At 36.1% G+C, this 20,760-nt stretch carries 17 protein-coding genes; 11 read left to right on the top strand and 6 right to left on the bottom strand.

The window, feature by feature from the left end; genetic code table 11:
* The first annotated feature begins 243 nt into the window (after nucleotides 1-243).
* The gene (thpR, locus tag FEU33_RS13965; RefSeq protein WP_244951056.1) at nucleotides 244-813 is read left to right on the top strand and encodes an RNA 2',3'-cyclic phosphodiesterase; all 570 of its coding nucleotides are present in this window, start codon (nucleotides 244-246) and stop codon (nucleotides 811-813) included.
* A gap of 667 nt (nucleotides 814-1,480) precedes the next feature.
* Here the strand turns inward: thpR and FEU33_RS13960 are convergent.
* Entirely contained in the window at nucleotides 1,481-2,839 is a 1,359-nt protein-coding gene (locus FEU33_RS13960) for a PepSY-associated TM helix domain-containing protein (protein WP_146550099.1), read from the bottom strand.
* 721 nt (nucleotides 2,840-3,560) lie between these two features.
* On the opposite strand from FEU33_RS13960, the gene yidC reads away from it, so the two are divergent.
* Complete coding sequence (gene yidC, locus FEU33_RS13955) at nucleotides 3,561-4,325, top strand: membrane protein insertase YidC (RefSeq protein ID WP_146550098.1); 765 nt, start codon at nucleotides 3,561-3,563, stop codon at nucleotides 4,323-4,325.
* Between the two features lie 853 nt (nucleotides 4,326-5,178).
* Nucleotides 5,179-6,258: an NAD(P)/FAD-dependent oxidoreductase gene (locus FEU33_RS13950; RefSeq protein WP_146550097.1), complete on the top strand. Its 1,080-nt coding sequence runs from the start codon at nucleotides 5,179-5,181 to the stop codon at nucleotides 6,256-6,258.
* 335 nt (nucleotides 6,259-6,593) lie between these two features.
* Here FEU33_RS13950 and FEU33_RS13945 read toward each other — a convergent pair whose 3' ends face one another.
* The 4 genes from FEU33_RS13945 to FEU33_RS13930 all read right to left on the bottom strand — a co-directional run bounded on the left by FEU33_RS13945 (nucleotide 6,594) and on the right by FEU33_RS13930 (nucleotide 10,265).
* Nucleotides 6,594-7,010 carry a DUF1284 domain-containing protein gene (locus FEU33_RS13945; protein ID WP_146550096.1) on the bottom strand — a complete coding sequence of 139 codons (417 nt, stop codon included), beginning with the start codon at nucleotides 7,008-7,010 and terminating at the stop codon, nucleotides 6,594-6,596.
* 518 nt (nucleotides 7,011-7,528) lie between these two features.
* Nucleotides 7,529-7,774: a ferredoxin gene (locus tag FEU33_RS13940; RefSeq protein ID WP_146550095.1), complete on the bottom strand. Its 246-nt coding sequence runs from the start codon at nucleotides 7,772-7,774 to the stop codon at nucleotides 7,529-7,531.
* A gap of 176 nt (nucleotides 7,775-7,950) precedes the next feature.
* The gene (locus FEU33_RS13935) at nucleotides 7,951-8,955 is read right to left on the bottom strand and encodes an NAD(P)/FAD-dependent oxidoreductase (protein ID WP_146550094.1); all 1,005 of its coding nucleotides are present in this window, start codon (nucleotides 8,953-8,955) and stop codon (nucleotides 7,951-7,953) included.
* 518 nt (nucleotides 8,956-9,473) lie between these two features.
* The gene (locus FEU33_RS13930) at nucleotides 9,474-10,265 is read right to left on the bottom strand and encodes a TatD family hydrolase (RefSeq protein WP_146550093.1); all 792 of its coding nucleotides are present in this window, start codon (nucleotides 10,263-10,265) and stop codon (nucleotides 9,474-9,476) included.
* Between the two features lie 513 nt (nucleotides 10,266-10,778).
* Between FEU33_RS13930 and FEU33_RS13925 the strand changes: the two genes are divergently transcribed.
* From FEU33_RS13925 to FEU33_RS13910, 4 genes are all read left to right on the top strand, one after another.
* Nucleotides 10,779-11,072 carry a metal-sensing transcriptional repressor gene (locus FEU33_RS13925; RefSeq protein ID WP_146550092.1) on the top strand — a complete coding sequence of 98 codons (294 nt, stop codon included), beginning with the start codon at nucleotides 10,779-10,781 and terminating at the stop codon, nucleotides 11,070-11,072.
* A gap of 16 nt (nucleotides 11,073-11,088) precedes the next feature.
* Nucleotides 11,089-12,462: an MATE family efflux transporter gene (locus FEU33_RS13920; protein ID WP_146550091.1), complete on the top strand. Its 1,374-nt coding sequence runs from the start codon at nucleotides 11,089-11,091 to the stop codon at nucleotides 12,460-12,462.
* 83 nt (nucleotides 12,463-12,545) lie between these two features.
* Nucleotides 12,546-13,061 (top strand): YehS family protein, encoded by a 516-nt coding sequence (locus tag FEU33_RS13915; protein ID WP_146550090.1) that lies wholly within the window; start codon nucleotides 12,546-12,548, stop codon nucleotides 13,059-13,061.
* A gap of 95 nt (nucleotides 13,062-13,156) precedes the next feature.
* Entirely contained in the window at nucleotides 13,157-14,218 is a 1,062-nt protein-coding gene (locus FEU33_RS13910) for an LLM class flavin-dependent oxidoreductase (RefSeq protein ID WP_146550089.1), read from the top strand.
* 161 nt (nucleotides 14,219-14,379) lie between these two features.
* Here the strand turns inward: FEU33_RS13910 and FEU33_RS13905 are convergent, their stop codons facing one another.
* A complete protein-coding gene (locus FEU33_RS13905) occupies nucleotides 14,380-14,952 on the bottom strand; it encodes a cupin domain-containing protein (RefSeq protein WP_146550088.1) in 573 nt (190 codons plus the stop codon).
* A 735-nt stretch (nucleotides 14,953-15,687) separates the two neighbouring features.
* Here FEU33_RS13905 and FEU33_RS13900 point away from each other — a divergent pair.
* The 4 genes from FEU33_RS13900 (at nucleotide 15,688) to FEU33_RS13885 (ending at nucleotide 20,624) form a co-directional block, all read left to right on the top strand.
* On the top strand, nucleotides 15,688-16,572 hold the full coding sequence (locus FEU33_RS13900; RefSeq protein ID WP_146550372.1) for a phosphate ABC transporter substrate-binding protein PstS family protein: 885 nt from the start codon (nucleotides 15,688-15,690) through the stop codon (nucleotides 16,570-16,572).
* Nucleotides 16,573-16,666: 94 nt separating this feature from the next.
* Nucleotides 16,667-17,572, top strand: a complete 906-nt coding sequence (gene pstC / locus FEU33_RS13895) for a phosphate ABC transporter permease subunit PstC (RefSeq protein WP_146550087.1) — start codon at nucleotides 16,667-16,669, stop codon at nucleotides 17,570-17,572.
* A complete protein-coding gene (pstA, locus tag FEU33_RS13890; RefSeq protein WP_146550086.1) occupies nucleotides 17,562-18,509 on the top strand; it encodes a phosphate ABC transporter permease PstA in 948 nt (315 codons plus the stop codon). The genes pstC and pstA overlap by 11 nt, the downstream gene beginning before the upstream one ends.
* Nucleotides 18,510-18,968: 459 nt before the next feature.
* Nucleotides 18,969-20,624 carry a methyl-accepting chemotaxis protein gene (locus FEU33_RS13885; RefSeq protein ID WP_146550085.1) on the top strand — a complete coding sequence of 552 codons (1,656 nt, stop codon included), beginning with the start codon at nucleotides 18,969-18,971 and terminating at the stop codon, nucleotides 20,622-20,624.
* Nucleotides 20,625-20,760: the final 136 nt, after the last annotated feature.

Raw genomic sequence — 20,760 nt, 5'->3', positions numbered from 1 at the left:
GATTGAAGCCAAGCCCGTGGAAAGCGCCGTCTGGAGCGGAACAAAAATTTCTGAATATTAATGTTCATGTTGATTTAAAATGTTCGTGTTTTTTTATCTGAATTTTGCATTATGAAATTGATTCAGATGTTAAAGATAAAAATATATAATATGAAGCTTTCCAAAATAGTATGAATACGGTGAATGAAAAAAAGATGGGGTTTTATGAAGCTTGGCATCCATTAATGAAGGGTGAGGGATAAGGTGAACCATACAAAGCATTATTTTTGGGCTGTTCAATTACCAGAAGACATAAAAGAAAATATGTATCGAGAGATGAAGAGGATTCAACCATTCTTTCCTTTTAAGAAGTGGGTATATATGAGTGATTATCATATCACTCTTGCTTTTCTTGGATCAATGGATGAACAGAGGCAGCATTTGGTTATCGATCTAGTTAGTAATGCGCTGAAAGATCAAAAGGCTTTTCAGCTGCAGATCCTAGGACTTCATATTTTTGGAAATACGAAATCACCGCGAATTTTTTGGAGTGCAGTCAATCATGAAAATAGTCTATTTCAGCTTCAAGGAATGGTTCATCAAAAATGCCAGGAAGCTGGATTCACATTGGAAACTCGTTCTTATCAGCCACATATTACATTAGCAAGAAATTGGATAGGAGATCAGGAATTTGATACGGCGTTATTAGAAAAATGGAATCCTTTTCGTGATCAGCCCTTATCGTTCTTAGCCAATAAAGTCGTATTATATAGAACAGATATCGATAAAATCCCAAAATATGAACCGATTGCAACGCTTTCTTTAAGGAGTTGATAAACTTTATTGAATCCGGATGAGGGAAAAACCCCTGATTTCTCTCTATTTTTAAAAAATATTCCATTAATTTAAGCCTTTAAATGAGTAATTGAAGACGTAAATATTCTCGTACGTGGATACAATTCTTTTTTCCGTGGATAGAAGAGTCACTTTCGTGGATAGAACCTCTTCTTCCGTGGATAAGGGGCCATTTCCCGTGGATAAAAGAGTATTTCCCATGGATTGGATTTTGAAGAGGAGTTTTTTAGAAGAGATTGAAAAGCTTGGACACGATTACGCTGAGTCGTAATTGATCAAGACCACTGAAAAAGTCGATTCATCTCCAAAAATATGATAAAATCAGCTTCTTTTAGCTCATAAAATGAAAGAAAAGATGGAATTTTTATCAATAAAGATAGCGAGGCAATAGTTTTTCAGTGGCCTATAATTGATCATAAGAAGATTTTACAATTTAGGTTTTGAACTCTTTTTCATATAAACAAAGGAGAAAGACGTCTAAAAAATGAAAGCATGCCATTTAATTTCGCATGTCTCTAATTTTTCAATGATTGATTTTTATTTCAGACAGGTCTTTTTACTTTATAAATAAATATGTATCCCATTTTATAATTTATAAATACACATGTACTATAGAAAAGTCGATGTTTTTCAACTCATCTTTAGGTTAGACGGATAGTTGTCTTTTTTTAAAGAACCAAAAACAACTTTCGATTAATAATACGATGAGTAGCGAGATGCCGAATAGTGGCATCATAATTCCGAGGATTATCATGATGAGGCCAAATCCTATAGAAACGCCCTTTGCTGTATTAGGAGGGGCAGAAAATTCCCCTTTCTTTTTACGGGATAGCCAAGTTTTGATTCCCCAGAAAATGACGAAGATAAAGGCAAGACATACAAGTAGGTTGATGACTTTATTTGGCCATCCAAATAAGTGACCTTCATGTAATGGAATTCCCCATGTAAACCATTTACCCAATAGACCATACTCATCGAAACCGACTTTGGAAATTAGTTTACCGCTATACTGATCGAAATAAGTGGTGATCTCATCATAAGGACTCACATCTAGTCCTGTTATACCCGTGTTACTTCCCCTAGCAACAGTATAAACGCCATCTTCGGTTGAAGGATAAATAATAGAATACGGTTTAGAAATTTTAGCATCTTCTACTTTTGTCATCAACTGTTGAACGCTAAGCCTATTGCTGTTAGTCATATCCATGCCAGACATACCATTATGGTGTGCATGTGCACCACTGCCATCAGAAGAAGTAGGTGCATCATTTTCACGAGTTGCCCAAGGGATTTCACTCATATTAGAAGTGGGTGGGTTTTGCTTTAATTCTGGGATACCAATAGAAGGATGCTCCTGTGCAGCCGAATAGATAAAATTCCCCATAAAAGCTGACCATGGTAGACCCGTGAAAATAATGATGATCATTGGGAGCGTAATAATTGTCCCAACAAGGGCATGCCATTTTTTATTTTTTTGATGATGGGATGCATTTTGTTTTTTCTTCCATGCCTTTCCTTTAAAAACCATGTAAACACCTGAAAATAGTAGGAATATAGCCCAACAAGCGGCCAATTCTACTAAATAATTGACGACTGTTCCACCAACAAATAAGGAACTATGAAAATTTCTCATAACATTCGAAAATGTATATTTTGCATTTTGACTTCCGACGATTTGATAATTGTCATCTAAGAATACATATTTTTCGTCGCCATTTCTGTCATCCATTGTTAAGCGTGTATTATAAGGGTCCTTAAGAACGATGACTTTCGATACGGAATAGCCTTTAAATTGCCCCTTGGCTTTTTCTATTCCTTCATCGATCGTCAATTTTTCAGTATGCGCACTCTTTCCAAAGAAATAATCATCATAAGCTTTATTTTCTACATTGGGATAAAACAAGTAGCCAATACCACTAAGTGTTAAAGTGAGCAATAGTGGTGTGATAAATAATGCGGCGTAAAAATGCCATCGCCAAAAACGATTGTATAATCCTTTGTTCATTTTTTCCTCCTAGACATTCAAAGATTTTTAGGGAATGATACTATTCTATAAAATGACTGTGAAGTTTGAATGAAGATATTAAAAAATTTTAGAAAAAAATGATCCCTATTGATAATTAGAAAAATAAATGAAACAAATTTGTTTATACATACGTAAATAAAGTGAAACTTCCCAAAATGGGGGACCCTTCATTCACGCTGTTGAAGCGATCACTTGTTTTTTACATCTCTATTTAGTGTTGCGGAGATTTTGCTGATTGTGAACGCTGAATGGACGAAATACGAATGTACTGGACTTGAAATAGAAAAGAATCATCAGAGAAGAATATGGATAGATCCAGTATCAGCAACTATTCACATGTATCTATTGGTTATAAACATACATACGATTTGATAAAGGAAAGGGATGATGAAGATCGATATTTATCTAAGTTTAATGGATAGCATATATCTATATATGTGTATATCTAGCTTCATCGTCCTTTGTGGGCTGTTGGTCTACATTGGTTTACTGATGAATAATGGGACTTTTTTAGGTGATATACAAGAACCTAAAGGTGAAGCACATTACGATGAATGCCCTGTTCATATTTCAAATTTATGGTTTGTGCCATTTCTTCACTGGATGATTAAATGTCATTATTTCTCGACTCTTCATGATGATAAACCGCATAGTGCCTTCTATTTTTAGATAATTACTAAAAATAGAAGGAGATTCGTATATGAAACAAATTGGATTTATCATTTTTTCGCTATTCATATCTATCGTATTATCTGGTTGTACAAATACAGATAGTGCGGATTCTAATATTTTCTTTCAATTATTTGTCATTCCTGTTGAACACATTATTCATTTTTTATCGGAAAACTTTCATGGAAGCTATGGATGGGCAATCATTGTAATTACTTGTGGTATTCGATTACTTCTAATGCCCTTTATGCTTCATCAAATGAAAAAGCAAAAAGAGATGCAAAAGCAAATGGTGCAAGTAAAACCGGCGTATGATTCTTTACAAGAAAAAATCAAAATGACGGATGACATGGACAAAAAGATGGAGTATCAGCAGGAATTGTTGAAGTTGTATATGAATAACATGCCTATTACTACCAGAGGGTGTTTACCTTTCTTGCTACAAACACCGCTTTTAATGGGTCTCTATTACGCCATTCGATATGATCAAACCATTGCATCACAGCCATTTTTATGGTTTAACTTAGGAACACCAGACATTGTTCTTACTTTGATCGCCTGTCTTCTGTATTATTTGCAATCTTATTTTTCTCTGCGAACCTTAAAAGAGAGTCAGCATAAGCAAATGAAATATATAGGATTTATCTCTCCTATAATGATTGGCTTTGTTAGTTTAAATAGTGCTTCAGCGCTCTCTTTATATTGGTCAACAAGTGCAGTACTTTTGATTGTGCAACAATTGATTGCTATCAAACTTTATTCTAAGCATGAAGTAGCAAATGAGGTTCAAAGCTGATGATAGATTGTTCGAGAAGTCTTTTTATAGGAGATGGATGCCTTTTCAATCAATCACCTGACAAGAGAAAGTTGGCAACCATTAAGAAAAAACGAGAAAACAATGGTTGTTTTCTTTGAAAGTGAAGCGGTAGGAGCAAAGCCTTTAGCAAACAAGGAGCACTAAGATACGCAACTGCTAATATCACTTGTAGTGGATTAGTTGTATTTCAAACGAGCCTAACAGAAAAATATATCCATAAAAGAGCGCGGAATGTTGTTAAATCAGTATTCTGTGCTCTATTTTTTAGGCCTCCGCATCCCAATGGATCAACAGCTCTCGAACGAACGAGGGAAAAACCGTGTGTTCCACTTGTTTCTAATTGAACCTTGAGTCAATCAACAGCTCTCAAACAAGGGAAAAAACTCTGATTGCTCTTTATTTTTGGAAAAAACTTCAAATGTTTGGAGTTCTAAATAAGCAATCGGTGACGTAAATATTCTCGTTCGTGGATACAATTCGTTTTTCCGTGGATAGGAGAAACAACTTCATGGATAGAATCTCTTTTTCCGTGGATAGAAGAGTCACTCTCGTGGATAAAGCCCCTTCCTCCGTGGATAGAAGATCATTCCCCATGGATAGAGTATTTCACGTGGATAGGATTCTGAAGAGGAGTTTTCGGGCAAGATCGAGAAGCTCCAGACGTAATTACACGAGGGCGTAATTGATCTTGAAGCATATTTAAGAAAGCAGGAGAATAACTTTAGCAATAGGTAGCGATTCCATTAAAGATTATTTTTATCAAAATGTGTAAGATCAAAGTTTGATAGAAGTGCTAAAATTAAATTAATCATAATTTGAAGGAGGACTGTTTATGCAAAAAATTGCAATTATTGGTGGAGGACCAGCAGGGTTGATGGCCGCAATCGATGGGGCAAAGAAAGGATTACATATAGATTTATATGATCAATACAATATTGGAGATCATATTCGATGTGCAGAAGGATTTTTTGATACATTAAATATACTAGGCGAACCAAAATATGGAGTTCGGTTCAAAGTAAAAGAAATAGAACTTGAAATCAAAAAAGACTATGTATTTCCATGTGATGAAAAAACAAATATTTGGATGATCGATAGACGCGAATGGCAAATTGGATTGGCGGCGGAAGCAAGAGACTTAGGTGTGCATATATATGAAAATTCGCCAGTTTCTAAAGAAAAACTAAAGGAACTTTCGTATGACTATGATTGGGTGATCGATAGTTCTGGGGTCCCATCTGTTACCTCAAAAGTATATAGGTTCAACCAATTTTATAAAGAAACATCAGGTATTACCGTTCAATATACCTTATTGGGGGATTTTAGTGATCGATATGGAAGTATAAAAGCAGCACTGGAAGAACATTATGATGGATATTATTGGATTTTCCCAAAATCAAATAACGAAGCAAATGTGGGATTGATCTTCTTTAGTGAGAATCATTTAAAACCATGGGAAGAGCTAGAACGGATCATTGAAAAAGAAGGATTATCTACTTACACAAAAACAAGAAAATTTGGTGGTATGTGTCCTGTTGTAAGACCTGAAAAATTAGTTTATGACAATATCATCTTAACGGGAGATGCAGCTGGTTTAGTTTCTGCATTACATGGTGGAGGAATTGATAATGCATGTATTTCTGGTCAATTAGCGATTCAATGTATTGCAGCTAACAATGTGGAAGCTTATGAAACAGAGATCGATCGGGTATTAGGCGATAAGTTAAAAGGTGAAAGGGATCTTGCGGATTTAGTGTATTCTATGAATCTAGGTGTATTAGACGGTATTGTAAAAATGGTGCGCCATACCAATAAATCAATTGGTGATTTTGGATTTTTAAATGGTCATGCAGGTGCATTTAAAAAGTTTGCCATTCTCAAAGGACTAATGCCAAAAGTATTTCAAAAGTAAGCATCTTGCGTGAGCATTGATTCATAAATGGTTTCCTTTCCATTTGAAATATAGATAATAGTTGATTTCATGTCTTAGGGTGTGTCAAATAGTAAACAAAGGACGCTTCTTTCAACATAAACGATCCATTTTTGTTCTCGCATTAACAATTCTATCACACCAACACTCAATAGGTAGGGGGATCAATTGTAACAGCTTGATGAATTCAATTCATGCATAGTGAGGGACGAAGGAAACCCTCACTGTATGTAAATTCATTTGATAAAAACTAAAAGAAACCATCTCCATTTGTTCAAAACAAAAGAGAGGTTTCTTTTTACAAAAGGGTAGAGAACTTATTCTATTTTTTTTAAGCCCTGTCCGTTCACGATCAATTGAATTCCTTCCTCACAATATCCGTAAGAACGCCAAGAACAGGTTTCACAGATTGTTTGAATATCTGAAGGGATAACAGATTTTTGAATGTGTAATTCAATATCCTTCCATCTTAAAACTTGACCAATTTTTAACCCTATCTTCTCCAGAATCACAGCATCCCTTTCATAGATGTTGGTATCTTGGCAATGATATTCCCCATTATTTGGATACTTTTCACATAATTGATCTGGTCCATTGACAAGCTGGACGAATGTCTCTGGGTTGACTCTCAAAGTTTGATATAAACGTGTCATATTTTCAGCATATTCTTTAGAATAGCCCATTCCCCGATAACCTAGAAGACAAAAAATATGATGTCCTCGCAACCTATACATAATTTTCCTCCTAGCTGAATCAGACATTTAGTTAACTAAATAAAATAATTGGTTAACCTATTATTTTTTATCATAACATATTGAATCAATAAAAAGTGACCGTTTCTAAAATTATCATGGAAGTGCCAAAAGAGTTTTAAAGTGAGTCAGCAACCACCACCCATGATACATACGAAATGATTCACAAAGTTATTAGAAATATAAACGAAAGAATGTGCTGCTTATGAAAATTGAAATTAAAAACCAATAGGATTTAATAAAAACGAGGCTAGGCGAGCGGTCCATAGTGAGAGTTCATCTGTACGGTATAACAACTGTGCTTGCCTTGTTATCAGCTGATAGGACTCTATTTTCCCCCTAATCAACACACTTGAAAATAGGAAAATGCTTGTAGGAACTCTAGATAGCCACATTCAAATATAATTATTTTTCCGTAAATCTATGAAGTCGCCTTATTAGGGATATCAAGTTAAGTTTTCTTCTAAAACGATATAAACCTCTCAGTGTAGGAGAATAGTTTAGTCAAATTTTTCTGCATTTCCATAAAAAGCTTCGTTCGCTATTTTAATAGATTCACTTGGACATCCTTCATAAGCATCTTCGAGATCATCGTAAAGTTTTTCTGGTACTGCAGTAGTGCCTTGATTATTATCTAATATGACATGAGAGTTTCCTTTGACATCGTGTCCAAAAATTTCAGGTGCAACATCATTGCATGCGCCACAGGCAATGCAGGTTTCTTTATTAACAATTGTATATTTCATGATTTTTCCTCCTAATTTTTATCTCGCGTTAACGGGCAGTAAGACCCCCACCTCAAGGTTTAGAGAGAAACGAGAAAGGATAGGTGAGGGTACAACTGCCTGTAAGGTATCGATTGGTTAATCAACACACATGGGAGATAAAGAATACCTTCTCTGTTAAATTTCACTAGCATCTATCATATTGTTTTTCCTTTCATTAAACTCGTGCTATGAAGTGCTTGCATATCTGCAGTGGGATCAATATAAACTTTTGCACTACTGACAGCGATAGGTGCTTCCCCAAATCCAGTTGCGATTAGCTTAATCTTGCCTTCATATGTGCAAATGTCTCCCGCTGCAAATATTCCTTCTATATTCGTCGCTAATCTGCTGTTGACAACGATTGAATTATTTTCAATTTCTAGTCCCCAATTTTTGATAGAGCCAAGGGAGGAAGCAAATCCATAATTGACGATCACAGCATCTGTATCGATGGTCATTTTCCTAGTTCCCCGCACCTCTTCAAGTACGACCTGTTCAATTTCATCTACTCCAATTAGTTCAACTGGAGCAAACGGTGTTACCACTTCAACTGTCGAATTTTTTAATTTTTCTACACTCTGTTCATGAGCGCGAAATGTTTCTCTCCTGTGTACTAATGTGACATGCTTAGCAATCGGCTCTAACATTAAAGCCCAGTCAACGGCTGAATCACCTCCACCAAAAATGACCACTTGTTGTCCTGCAAATTTGTTTAGGTCATCAATAAAGTAATACAGATTGCGACCTTCATATTTTTCTATTCCTTCAATCTGTAATTTTTTGGGTTTAAATGCACCATTGCCAGTTGTGATTATGATGGCTTTTGAATAATGAGCTTCAGTATTTGTCGTTAGCTGGAAAATACCATTAAATTGCTTTTCAATATGCTCAACAGATTGTTCCAGACAAATGGTAGGTGTAAATTGCTCCATTTGTGCTTTTAGATTATGGATAAGTTGTTGGGCACGGATTTTTGGGAAACCCGCAATATCATAAATATATTTTTCTGGATATAATGCCGATAATTGTCCGCCTAACTGTGGAAGACTTTCAATCATTTTTACTGATAGTTGTCTCATTCCAGCATAAAAAGCAGTGAACAATCCTATTGGTCCTCCTCCAATGATAGTGATATCAAAAACTTGATCCTTTCGTGACATTTGCACACGCTCCTTATCGGATATCTATTTTTTATTTTGGATCTGTTAACCATACTGTTATGATTCGTTTAGAATTTCATCTAGGATCTAGGCTATTTCCCCAAATTACCAAAAGGGAAATACAACAAATAGTTAAAAACTAAGGCAAAAAGTCCATTTAGATAAGTTCTTGGCAGAAATCAACGATATTTTATGCCAAAGCTTTGTTTTTATTTTTATGAATAGATCAGCAAGATTTGTATGATGAAAGTAATCTATAAGGACTACTCACTTGCTTTATATGGATTATTCTAATGAGGGAAAATGAAAATACCGTGAAATTCATTCAATAATGTGGAAATAAAAAATACATTAATCATTTACATAAAGTGGTTGTGCGAGAAGGGCAAATAAAAATGCGGATAATGCAAACAGGCTTACCCCATGTTAACAGGCAGTAAGCCCACTTAAAGATGAAAGAGAAAAGCAGGAGCAGAAGTAGGGGGATAATGAACCCCCCTACTGCGGGGAGATTCACTTTATCCTAAATGGAAGAATCGTTTCGCATTTTCAGTAGAATGTTTTGCTACTTCTTCTGGGGAAACGCCCATATATTTCGCTATTTCAGTTACAATATGCGGAAGATAGGCAGGTTCATTTCTTCTATGTTTGGGTTTTGGTTGCAATGTTCGAGGAATTAAATAAGGGGCATCTGTTTCAACCATTAGTCGATCAAGCGGAATGTATTGTACAGCTTCTTGTAGTTCTTTCCCTCTTCTTTCATCACAGATCCAACCGGTAATACCGATATAAAAGCCCATTTCTATTAATTCTTTTACTTCAGTTTTATCTCCTGTAAAACAATGGACAATTGATTTTTCAATTTGATCTTGATGATTTTTCATCATATCAACAAAGCGAGCATGAGCATCTCGAACATGTAAAAAGAGAGGCATGTCCATTTCTTTTGCTAAATCTAGTTGTGCTTCAAAACATTGTTCTTGGATGGTTTGAGGAGAGAACATTCGATTAAAGTCTAGTCCGCATTCCCCAATAGCTACGACTTCCTCTTGTTTGGCTAGCTGCCGCAGTTCATTGATAGAACCCTGATAAAATTCACTAGCATCATGAGGATGTATTCCTGCTGTTGAAAAAAGTATGTGAGGATATTGCTTGGCAATTTGTAGCCCCTCTCTACTTCCTTTTGCATTCGAACCTGTAACAATCATTTGACCAACATTGTTTTGAATGGCTCTTTCAACGACCTCTGCTCGATCTGTTGTAAATTGTTTATCTGTTAAATTAAGACCAATATCTATGAATGACTGCATCTAAATTTCCTCCTAATAGTTCTCTTAGATGATCTCTCTCTATTTTAGTGAATTACATCGAGTGTGTATACCAATCGTAATTAAATAGACTTTTTCATGGAAGGCCTTGTTTCAATCTCTGTGATTCATTCTATTTTAAAGGTGGACGGCTTTTGCGAGTATAGTTAGAGCTTTTAGTTTGCCAATGATTTTTCTCCTGTTGCTTCGTTTCTAAAGTAGAAAAAATGATGTGTTTATCCCGCTTTAACGGGCAGTATGAACCCCGCCTTGAGGTTTAGAGAGAAACGAGAAAGATAGGTGGGGGATCAACTGCCCGTAAAAGTCCGATTGGTTCGGGCGGGCAGGATGTTGGTCACTCAGGTGTTGCTACAGGACGTGGCGCTTTTAACCTGAGTTCCTCTATTTCTATGGGGGATGAAGAAAACCCCCACTGATGGAGTTTCACTTTATATGAATAAATGAACGTGACATATCCCCTATGGGGGGGTATATTGGGAGAAGGAGGTATCAAAAATGACTGAAAAACATTCACATCAAAAACATATCCATAAATATCGTAAAGATGTTCAAAATCGATTGTCCATTATTGAAGGTCATGTCAGAGGGGTCAAGCAAATGGTTTCGGATGAGCGAGATTGTCCTGATATTCTTATACAAATCGCTGCGATTAGAAAGGCTTTGGATAATGCAGCAAAAATTATATTTGCAGACCATATGGAAACATGTCTTGTCGATGCTGTCCATGAAGGAAACGAAAAAGAAGTGATTGAGGATATGAAAAAAGCCTTAGATAGCTTTATACGTTAACGGAAGGAAGCAAAATATGGACGAGACCTTAGTACGGGAGAATCTAACAACAAGGCAAAAAATAGTAGTGATTTTAACACTAGCTGTGCCAGCTATAATCGAAAATATATTACAAACAGTTGTAGGCTTCGTAGACACATTATTTGTATCAAAATTAGGTTTAAATGAAGTGACTGCTGTAGGAGCAGCAAATGCGATTTTGGCAGTATACATAGCTATTTTTATGGCTTTAGGTGTAGGTGCTTCTTCCATAATCGCAAGAAATATAGGAGCAGGAGATTTTGAAAAAGCCAAGTTGATTGCACGACAATCTTCTATTTTATCAGGGATATTTGGTATTCTATTTGGGATCATTACTTTCTTTTTTAGTGAGCCATTACTGCGTTTAATGGGAGCTGAATCGAAAGTTTTAGCAGATGGAATCACCTATTTTCGTATCGTTGCGATACCATCTATTTTTATTTCTCTTATGTTTATTTTCGGGAGTATTTTACGAGCTTCTGGAGATACAAAAACACCGATGAAAGTGAGTTGGTGGATCAATCTTATCCATATTGGATTAGACTATGTATTGATATTTGGCGTATTTCACTTTAAAGGGTTAGGAGTAGTTGGTGCGGCATGGGCTACAGTGGTAGTCAGAGTTATTGGAACATTCGTGTTATACTCTTCTATTAAAAAATCAAAAGTTTCTTTTTCCTTATTTAAGGGTTTAACGAAGGAAGGGATGTCTTCAATACTTAAAATATCGACTCCGACAGCTATTGAAAGACTTATCATGCGACTTGGGCAAGTTCTTTATTTTGGACTTATTGTAAAAATAGGAGCAGATACTTATGCAGCTCATTCCATTGCAGGCAACATTGAAACTTTTTCCTATATGCCTGGTTATGGACTTGCCATAGCTGCCACAACACTTGTAGGACAATACGTTGGCGCTAAAAAAATGAAGGAAGCCTATCATTATGGAATGATGACGACTGTCATTGCCATTTTATTTATGTTTTTGATAGGAATCTTCTTCTTCTTTTTATCTCCATGGTTCGCTTCTTGGTTTACTACAGATGAAAGAGCTATAAATATGGTCGTCACAGCTTTAAGAATCGATGCATTTGCTCAACCTGCTTTAGCTATAGGTTTAGTATTAGCTGGGGCATTGCAAGGTTCTGGCGACACGAAAAGTCCAATGTACAGTACAGCCATTGGGATGTGGGTTATTCGTGTTTTAGGCGTCTATTTTTTAGGAATTCAATTAGAAATGGGGATAGCTGGAGTATGGTTATCCATTGCTATAGATTTATATATACGAGCTCTTTTCCTTTTTTGGAGATATAAAGCCCATTTAAGAGATAAAGACTTGTTTCTAATAAAGAATGATGACATGTGTTAAAGTAAAAACATCAGATGTGTTGATTGTCCAATTTTATCCATAAGAATAGAGAAATTCATTGATTTCCAGATAGGGGCTTATAAATGCAAAATAACGATATATTAATTAGATTGAGATATGCCTTAGATATTAGAGATAAAGATATGGTCGAGATTTTTAAACTTGGTGGGGTAGAAGTTACAAGAGACGAAATGCGAAAGATTCTTACAAAATCAAAAGATACATATGAAGATGAGGTTGATGTAGAAGAATCTGAGGATCATATTAAATGCAATGATGAAATGCTTGAGTCTTTTTTAAATGGTTTTATTACTTTTAAAAGAGGACCACAACCACCTAGACAAGAACAATCTAAAAGTGAGAGTACATCGGAATATAGCAAGGACCATATCAATAATATGCTTCTAAAAAAATTAAAAGTAGCTCTTCAATTGAAAACGGAAGATATGCTAGATATTCTTGATGACGGAGGAATTATTGTTTCAAAAGGTGAATTAGGTGCTATCCTTAGAAAACCTGGTCATCGAAATTATAAAGAATGTGGCGATAATTTTGCACGTAAATTTTTAAAAGGATTGGTTGCAAGATATAGAGGATAAGCCAAGCGAACGATTAAAAAATCAAAAACATCTTTTTTTCTGAAAGGGATTTTTGCTTTTTAGACGATCCTAATAGGAACAGGGAGGAACTGCTGATGGAAATTGGTATCACAACTTTTGTAGAAACAACACCAGATGTGTCAACGGGTGAAGTGAAAAGTCATGCGGAACGTATACGTGAAGTAGTAGAAGAAATTGTACTAGCTGATCAGGTAGGATTGGATGTCTTTGGGGTTGGGGAACATCATCGCGCTGATTATGCATGTTCTGCGCCTGCTGTTTTACTTGCAGCAGCTGCATCACAGACGCAACATATTCGATTGACGAGTGCTGTTTCTGTGTTGTCCTCTGATGACCCAGTGCGTGTCTATCAAGAGTTCGCAACGCTCGATGCGCTTTCGAATGGACGTGCTGAAATCATGGCAGGTCGAGGGTCATTTATCGAATCGTTTCCACTATTTGGTTATGATTTGCAAGATTATGACGAATTGTTCGATGAGAAATTAGATTTATTATTGAAAATTAGAGAATCTGAAAAAATAACTTGGAATGGAAAGCATCGTCCGTCTATCGATAATCGGGGCGTGTATCCTCGTGCTACCCAAAATCCTTTACCAGTATGGATTGCGAGTGGAGGAACACCTCAATCAGCGATACGGGCAGGCTTTCTCGGATTGCCGCTCGTTTTAGCGATTATTGGTGGAAGTCCATTGCATTTTGAAAATGTCATTCATTTATATAAAAAAGCAGCAAAACAGGCGGGACACGATGTTTCAAAATTAAAGATTGCTTCGCATTCTCATGGCTTTATAGCTGAAACGACAGCGATAGCCAAAGAAAAATTTTACCCATCAACAGCACAGGCAATGAATGTTTTAGCGAGAGAACGCGGTTGGGGACCTTACACGCGCCAAACCTTTGACGAAGCAAGCAGTCTGGAAGGCGCTTTATATGTAGGAGACGTAGCAACTGTAGCAGAAAAAATTATTTTTCTTCGTAAAAACGTTGGGATCACGCGGTTCATGCTTCATGTACCAGTCGGTTCAATGCCTCATGAAGATGTGTTAGATGCAATTAAATTATTAGGTACAGAAGTCGCACCAATCGTAAAAGATGAAATCAATCGATGGGAAGCAGAAACAGAGGATACATTGTAGAAAATAGATTCTTGAATGTGATAGAATTCTTTTAGATAAAGATGATTTAAAAAAGGGTTGCTTGAAGGGCAATCTTTACACGTGAATGATCAAATAGAGCACGAAGAATGTTGTCAATCAACGTTCTTTGTGCTCTATTTTTGCTGTTTGAGCGATTTTCTTTAATGTTTTTCTTCCGCTTCTGCAATTGCTTTTGTTTGTTGAACAGTACCATGCGGATGTTGTACGGGTGCATAGATAGAATACAATTTAATAGGCTTATCACCTGTGTTCGTAAGATTATGCCATGTGCCAGCAGGTATGAAGAATGCAAACCCATCATATACTTCTCTTTGGAAATTTAAGTTGTCTTTATGATTTCCCATTTGGACAAGTCCTCGCCCCTCTTCAATCCGTATAAATTGATCGAGATGAGGGTGAATCTCCAAACCTATATCTTCTCCAACATTGATGCTCATCAATGTAAGCTGCAGATGGTTACCTGTCCATAAGGCAGTACGATACGTATTGTTTTGTTCAGTGGCTTTCTCTAAATCAACAACAAAAGGCTTTGGACCATGATCCTCTAAAGCAATTAAATGATCAGGTGATGCTGTGCCTCCAAATGGATGTGGGGCAAATTGATAAGAGTAGGGATTATTATAAAATGGAGTGAAGGAAGGATATCCATTATAATAACCTAAATTTTGCATGGCTTGCGAATAACAATAAGGACATGAATACGAACTATACATACATCCCATCCTTTACTTGGGCTTCTTCACTATTGTATTCGCTATCTTGGAAAATGTGATTCAAGTATTTGTAGGCATTATAAAAAGATCGCTAAAAAGTTAAAAGTATTTATTGCCATCAGCTATAAATGGAGAGATATGAACTTATCCCGCTTTAACGGGCAGTAAGACCCACATCTCAAGATTTAGAGAGAAACGAGAAAGACAGGTGGGGGATCAACTGCCGTATGCGTCCGATTGGTTCGGGCCAACAAGATGTTGGTCACAGGACGTGGTGCTTTTAACCTGAGTTCCTCTCCATCAGTGGGGGATGAAGAAACTCCCCACTGATGGAGAGGAACTTTATTTCTATTATATTTTATAACGACTTGATGAACGAAAAAATGACAATCCAACATATTCAAGAAATAAGTCGCAAATACCCATATTACGGATGCGTAGATATATTGGGAACTCTCCAACACTATCGGAATGCCCACAAATGTAGAAGGATTCTATTTTTTACCGTTGTAAATGGATTTACAAATATATATCAAGAAACATTGGTTTAGCAATGTATAGGAGATAAAAACAAATATACATTTACATTTTCGAAAATACATTTACTTTAAATTAATATTCTGTACACAGTAGGATAACAATTCACCTTTATGATAGGGTTGTAAGTTGGAATGAAGAGAAAAAAGATGGATTTAATAAAGGGAGGAAAAAAAAGTGAAGTTTTCAGGTTTAAAAATGTCAATGGTTGGATTAATCTTAGCAGGTGCTTTAGCTGGGTGTGGAAATGCTAAAGACAGTGATAGCACTACTTCTGGTTCTGATGACTCCAAAAAAACAGAGGCTTCAACAGAATTAACTGGAACAGTTACAGCTGCTGGATCGACTGCACTTCAACCTTTAGCTGAAGAAGCGGCAAATGAAATTCAAAGTTCTAATCCAGAACTTACAGTTACTGTACAAGGTGGGGGAAGCGGAACTGGTGTAAACCAAGTAGCCTCTGGCGCTGTCGATATCGGTAACTCTGATGTTCCTTCAGCAGATAAATTAGAAGATAAAACAAAAGCGGACAAGCTTGTTGATACGAAAGTAGCAGGGATTGCCTTTGCTATGGTAGTAAATAAAGATGTTAAAGTCGAATCTTTGACTGAAAAACAAATTCAAGATATCTTCTCAGGAAAAGTTAAAAACTGGAAAGATGTTGGAGGAAACGATGAAAAAATCAATGTTATTAATCGTCCAGCCTCTTCTGGTACTCGTGCAACATTCGAATCCATTCTTATGAAAGATGCTAAAATTGACGATAGCCTTGGAACAGCTCAAGATTCAAACGGTGCAGTCGAACAATCAGTTAACTCAACACCAGGTTCTATTAGTTACCTTGCAATGTCTTATTTAGTAGGAGACAAAAAGGATGCTTTAAAAGTTTTGAAGATTAACGATGTTGAACCAACTACTGAAAATGTTGCAGCAAATAAATATCCATTCTGGGCATATGAATATATGATTACTGATGGTGAACCTAAAGATGCTGTAAAAGGATTTATTGACTTTGTATCTGGTGAAGATTTTGCTGATACAGTGGAAAAAATGGGTTATATCCCAATGTCAGAATTAAAATAATCAGTTTTTGAATGAAAATAACGGATAAAAAGAAGAGGCGGGCGGGGCTACTGGCCAGCCTCTTCCTTTTATTTGTCAGTAAGGTGGTAATAAGATGAAGGGGCAGAAAAAATCGATCAATTATTTTGTAAATGAGTATATTGGCAAAACGATTGTAACCATTTGTGGGTTGCTCATTGTTGTTGCAACTATTTCAATTATTGCTTTTATTTGTGGTAAAGGTCTTCAATCATTCTTACATGGCAATATTTCACCGTGGGAGATGCTAACATCTACGGATTGGAGTCCAAATGATCCAAAGGATAAATCATATGGCGCATTGATTTTTATCGTTGGTTCTACTTTGGTATCGATTGGCGCTACATTAATCAGTACACCAATTGCACTTGGGATTGCTATATTCAATAATTATATTTCGCCGAAATTTGGCTCCACTTTTGTAAAGCCTGTTCTTGAATTATTTTTAGGTATCCCCTCTGTTGTTTATGGGTTTTTGGGGGTTACAATTCTTGTTCCATTTTTACGGAATCAATTGGGTGGAGTAGGCTTTAGTTTACTAGCAGGGATTATCGTGCTAAGTGTTATGATTCTACCTACTATAGCAAGTATTTCGGATGACGCGGTTAAAGGAGTTCCATTTGAGTTTTTGGAAGGTTCTTATGGCTTGGGTTCTACTCGTTGGCAGGCGATTCATCGTATCATTATCCCAGCTGCCAAAAATGGTATTTTAACTGCTATCGTATTAGGGTTGGCCAGAGCATTTGGTGAGGCATTAGCTGTTCAAATGGTTATCGGTAATACTGTCAAATTACCAGATAGTTTGTATAGTCCAACTTCTACTTTAACAGGAATACTAACTATGGACATGTCTAATACCCTAAATGGTACAGCATGGAATGATGCTCTATGGAGTTTAGCAATGATCTTATTGATCATTTCCTTCTTATTTATTTTAATCATTCGAATGATTGGTAAAAGGGGTATGCAAAATGAACAATAAAAAAAACCATAACAATCAAGCTCGGATTGTCAACAATGTCTGGACAGCTATCTTTTATGCAATAGCTATTTTAGTCATTGCCTTGTTAGTGTTTATAGCTGAAAAAATTATTACAATGGGATGGGGATTTTGGGATACTGATTTCCTTTTTGGAGCTCCTAGTAACACGATGGCAGGGGGCGGAATTGGACCACAATTATTCAATTCCTTCTATTTATTAGTTATTTCTCTAATCGTATCTTTCCCATTAGGATTGGGAGCTGGGATCTATCTATCTCAATATGCGAAAAAAGGAAGATTTTTAAACTTTGTACGACTTTGTATCGAAACAATGGCATCACTACCATCTATTGTTGTAGGGCTGTTTGGTTTGCTAGTTTTTGTAACATTAGCAGATTGGGGGTATACATTAGTAGGTGGTGCGTTAGTGCTGACTATTTTAAATCTCCCAAACTTAACGAGAATTTGTGAGATGGCGATTAGTTCGGTTTCAGCGAGTGTAAAGGAAGCAAGTCTTGGGTTGGGCGCAACTAAGTGGCAAACCATCACAAAAGTATTGATTCCTACTGCTATTCAGGAAATTATTACCGGTGTTATTTTAACTGCCGGAAGGATTTTTGGAGAAGCAGCAGCACTCATTTACACAGCTGGTTTAACGACTCCTACACTAAATGCGGCAGCTCCTCTTGATAGCCCTGTTAATCCTTTTAATATATTTAGACCTGCTGAAACTCTTGCTGTTCATATTTGGAAGTTAAACTCTGAAGGTATTGTTCCAGATGCTCGTGAAATTGCGACAAAATCAGCAGCGATATTAATTATCATGGTATTTGTATTTAATATTGCAGCACGTTTAATTGCTAAATTATTGGATAAACGCTTTAAAGGCTCGGTAGGCGCAAAACCAAAAAAGGTAAAAAGTAAACTAATAAGCTAACTTGTTACAAACATAAAATGCACTTTATTAGACTACTGTATCTCTAAATTTTAGGGGAAAGTAGTCTTTTTAGTAAGTGTTGTGGATAGCAGTTATCCCACTTTAACGGGCAGTAAGACCCCCACCCCCACTTCAAGATGTAGAGAGAAACGAGAAAGATAAGTGGGGGATCAACTGCCCGTAAAAGTCCGATTGGTTTAGCTAACCATCAGTGGGGGATGAAGAAAACCCCCACTGATGGAAGCTTCACTTTATTGGAAAGCGGGCAAGTCTTTGTTGCAATCAACGAATTTCCCTTTCTATGGATTAAATTGGATAATTAGCACATCTATTTTTTATGTTTAATAATAAAATGATACTAGCTTAATATTCGTGTGGTTAAATATGTTAAATGGAATTATTTGAACGTTCAATGACAAAAAGAAATAAAGTCGACTAATAAAAGAGGGAATTGAATCTATGTTAAAAATACATAAATTTAGCTTTCGAATAATGTTGATGGCTCCCATTATTTTAATTATTATTTTATCTTCTAGCATTATTGCATTTGTAAGTTACGATAAAAACAAGAATGTTATCATTCACTCTACTGAGCAGCAGATGCTTTCTTCAGCCGAAGTGATCAATCAAAAAATCACCATGTTAAAATCGACATCCACTGCAGAAGAATTTGATCATAAATTATCCTATGCACTAACTCAAAATAGAAGTAGTTTTAAGTCAGCGTCCTTAACGCCTATGCAATTTAAAATAACAAAGGAAGGAAAGGCTGAGCCCTTTAACCAATTTAAGAGTGAGATACCAAAACTTTCTTCTAGCTTTGCCAAGAAACTTTATCAACAAAAAAATGGAATCATACATGATAACGGGGTGACTTATGCCCTTTCTTTTCAAGTAGAACTAGATCAATCTGTATATGTCATTGCATTAAACGACCAAGAGTATTTAAAGCCTGTATATAGCTATAGAAATTTAATGATAGGTATTACGCTTTTTACGGTGCTAATCGCAAGCATTATCGGATTTATGTTGATCAGTAAAGTGACCAAACCAGTTCTTTCTTTAAAAAAATTAATGGATAAGATATCTCAAGGAGATTTACAAGCAAGGATAAAGATAGGTCAATCTAGTAAAGAAATCTATGCATTATCCACTGGGTTTAACCAGATGGCAGATCGACTTCAATCTTTAATGACTCATGTAGAATCGAGTGCAAAACAGGTAACGCAAACTTCTGATAGATTAAAAATCACTTCTTCAGAATCTAGACAGGCTATAGAACAAGTCTCTATAGCAATTGAAGAAGTAGCGAGTGGAACAGAAGTACAAGTTGAATCTGCGACACAAGCTTCAGGAAAAGTTTCTCATATCTCAACTAAAATGACTCATACTGGTCAATCTATTCATAGCGTCGAAAATTCAATAAATAGCGCATTACAAATAGCAAATTCAGGAAATCAGTTAGTGAATAATACGGTCGAGCAAATATCCTTAGTCGAAAAAACGGTTGAAAATACAGCTGAGATGCTGGAGTCATTACAGCTAAAATCAAAGGATATCGATCAAATTTTGAATTTAATAAGTGAAATATCCAGTCAAACCAATCTTCTATCATTAAATGCGGCAATTGAAGCTGCACGTGCAGGTGAACAGGGAAAAGGTTTTGCTGTTGTTGCACAAGAGGTTCGAAAACTCTCTGATCAATCAGAACAAGCAGTTATGCAAATAAAAGAAATAACCGATAAGATAAGAGAAGAAACAGATGATGTCGCGTTATCGATGAATCAAGGATTAAAAGTATTAAAAGAAGGCATTATAATGGTCAATCAAACCGAAGAATCTTTTGAAAACATTGTAAAAGCCGTTCAAAACGTCACGAACGAAACCAATGACGTTTCGTCTATCGTAGATAATGTAAGTGTAGAAACAAAGAATATGGTCGACCGAATGAAGGAAATCTCTTCGATTTCAGGACAATTCGCTGGAACAATGCAACAGATTTCAGCTGTCACTGAAGAACAATTAGCATCTATGGATAATGTTACAAATGAGGCACTTGCATTAAATCATTTGGCGAAGGGTCTGGAAGATATCATCAATGATTTTAAAGTATAAATATTTGAGATGTGTAAATATATTGATGTATTGATGCCTAAATTATTCTATGTTTTAGTGTGAGAAAAGGCGACATACGAAAATCCCCCATACAGGAATGAATGTATGGGGGATTTGTCATTTTTTATGACATATT

This window comes from Rummeliibacillus suwonensis (assembly GCF_007896435.1).
In the GTDB taxonomy this organism is placed as follows: Bacteria; Bacillota; Bacilli; order Bacillales_A; family Planococcaceae; genus Rummeliibacillus; species Rummeliibacillus suwonensis.
The sequence above is the reverse complement of the archived record's forward strand: the minus strand, read 5'-3'. Positions and strand labels throughout refer to the sequence as shown.

Bases quoted from the DNA above. Each gene is read 5' to 3' on its own strand.
- FEU33_RS13945 (WP_146550096.1), bottom strand. From the start codon at position 7,010: ATGTATAGGTTGCGAGGACATCATATTTTTTGTCTTCTAGGTTATCGG.
- FEU33_RS13910 (WP_146550089.1), top strand. From the start codon at position 13,157: ATGGAAATTGGTATCACAACTTTTGTAGAAACAACACCAGATGTGTCA.
- yidC (WP_146550098.1), top strand. From the start codon at position 3,561: ATGAAACAAATTGGATTTATCATTTTTTCGCTATTCATATCTATCGTA.
- FEU33_RS13900 (WP_146550372.1), top strand. From the start codon at position 15,688: ATGTCAATGGTTGGATTAATCTTAGCAGGTGCTTTAGCTGGGTGTGGA.
- pstC (WP_146550087.1), top strand. From the start codon at position 16,667: ATGAAGGGGCAGAAAAAATCGATCAATTATTTTGTAAATGAGTATATT.
- FEU33_RS13905 (WP_146550088.1), bottom strand. From the start codon at position 14,952: ATGTATAGTTCGTATTCATGTCCTTATTGTTATTCGCAAGCCATGCAA.
- FEU33_RS13950 (WP_146550097.1), top strand. From the start codon at position 5,179: ATGCAAAAAATTGCAATTATTGGTGGAGGACCAGCAGGGTTGATGGCC.
- FEU33_RS13885 (WP_146550085.1), top strand. From the start codon at position 18,969: ATGTTAAAAATACATAAATTTAGCTTTCGAATAATGTTGATGGCTCCC.
- FEU33_RS13960 (WP_146550099.1), bottom strand. From the start codon at position 2,839: ATGAACAAAGGATTATACAATCGTTTTTGGCGATGGCATTTTTACGCC.
- FEU33_RS13925 (WP_146550092.1), top strand. From the start codon at position 10,779: ATGACTGAAAAACATTCACATCAAAAACATATCCATAAATATCGTAAA.
- pstA (WP_146550086.1), top strand. From the start codon at position 17,562: ATGAACAATAAAAAAAACCATAACAATCAAGCTCGGATTGTCAACAAT.
- FEU33_RS13915 (WP_146550090.1), top strand. From the start codon at position 12,546: ATGCAAAATAACGATATATTAATTAGATTGAGATATGCCTTAGATATT.
- FEU33_RS13940 (WP_146550095.1), bottom strand. From the start codon at position 7,774: ATGAAATATACAATTGTTAATAAAGAAACCTGCATTGCCTGTGGCGCA.
- FEU33_RS13920 (WP_146550091.1), top strand. From the start codon at position 11,089: ATGGACGAGACCTTAGTACGGGAGAATCTAACAACAAGGCAAAAAATA.
- FEU33_RS13935 (WP_146550094.1), bottom strand. From the start codon at position 8,955: ATGTCACGAAAGGATCAAGTTTTTGATATCACTATCATTGGAGGAGGA.
- FEU33_RS13930 (WP_146550093.1), bottom strand. From the start codon at position 10,265: ATGCAGTCATTCATAGATATTGGTCTTAATTTAACAGATAAACAATTT.